The following is a 1,101-nucleotide window of genomic DNA, read 5'->3' on the forward strand; positions in this document are numbered from 1 at the left end:
CGATATCGGAGCGATGCGGCTATCGACGGCGATAAAGGGGGGGTAAGCCGGAACCGCCGAAATTTCCGTCACCCCAGCTCCAGTCCGGCCACGAGTGCATCCACGTTGAGCATCCTGGCAGGGCAGGATGCTCAACGTGGATGCACGCGGGGTGGGGCGGCTTACATCCCCTTGCCGGGGGCGGCTTTGACTGGGGCGGGCGAGGTGGCCATCCCCTCGAAAGCGGCCAAGCGACCGCGCAGAGTCGCGGCGTCCTCACTGGCCTGGCCGGCAGCGGAACGCTGCTCGGCGGCGACCAGGTGCGCCCGATCCAGCTCGGTGCGTAGCTCGCTGGCGCGGGCCTCAGCTGTGCTGGCCCGCTGCTGTAGGTCCACCAGCTCGGTGCGCACCTGGTCGATGGCGGCCTGGTGGGTGGCCGCTGCCGTGACGGCCTGTTGCATGGCGGCTTCCAGCTCGGCAATGCGTGCTTGGGCCGCTTCCAGCTCACGTGCTTGGGCTTCGTAGGCGTCGGCCATCTGCTGGCTCAACGCATCCGCTTCCTGGCGCTCGGCTTCCCAGCCAGCCTGGGCGGCACGCAGTGCGTCATTGGCGGCGTCTTGGGCGGCCTGCCACAGCGCCAGCACGGCCGTGCTGGCGACCTGCTGTACCGCCTCGGGCACCTGCACCACCACTGCTGGGCGGGTCTGCATGCGCCGCCACTCCTTCATGACGGTGCTTGCGTCGTTCATGTTGACCTTGGCCGCCTTCCGCACGGCATCGACGGTTGGAAAAACCTCACGCCCGGCCTGGTCATACAGCGAGTCAGCGGCTGTAAGGATGCGATCACGTGCGTCTTGGGACGGGTCCATGTGCAACTCCGACGGGTTTGTTTGGTAATAATAATACAACTATTCTTATTACCAAACAACTGATTGCAGCCCGTTTCCGACTGGCGGTCGGCGCGGTGCGGCGGACGTACGGTGGTAATCCCCCCACTTTTAGCGGTCGCCAGAAGTGGAGCTAAGCGGCCATCGCCAACTTCATGGCAGGCGTGATGCCGCCGAGCGCCATATTCGGACGCTCGTGGTTGTACGTCCATAGCCAGCGGGTGGCTTTGTCCTG

1 protein-coding gene and 1 pseudogene are annotated in these 1,101 nt (G+C 65.4%); both read right to left on the reverse strand.

All coding sequences use genetic code 11. The annotated features are described in order from the left end of the window. Positions 1–161: 161 nt before the first annotated feature. Entirely contained in the window at positions 162–848 is a 687-nt protein-coding gene (locus J7360_RS21010) for a DNA-binding protein (RefSeq protein ID WP_209034765.1), read from the reverse strand. Positions 849–999: 151 nt separating this feature from the next. Then, positions 1,000–1,101: pseudogene (locus J7360_RS21015) on the reverse strand (IS3 family transposase); the annotation flags it as partial.

It is taken from the genome of Xanthomonas sp. D-99 (genome assembly GCF_017746145.1).
Lineage (GTDB): Bacteria > Pseudomonadota > Gammaproteobacteria > Xanthomonadales > Xanthomonadaceae > Xanthomonas > Xanthomonas cissicola.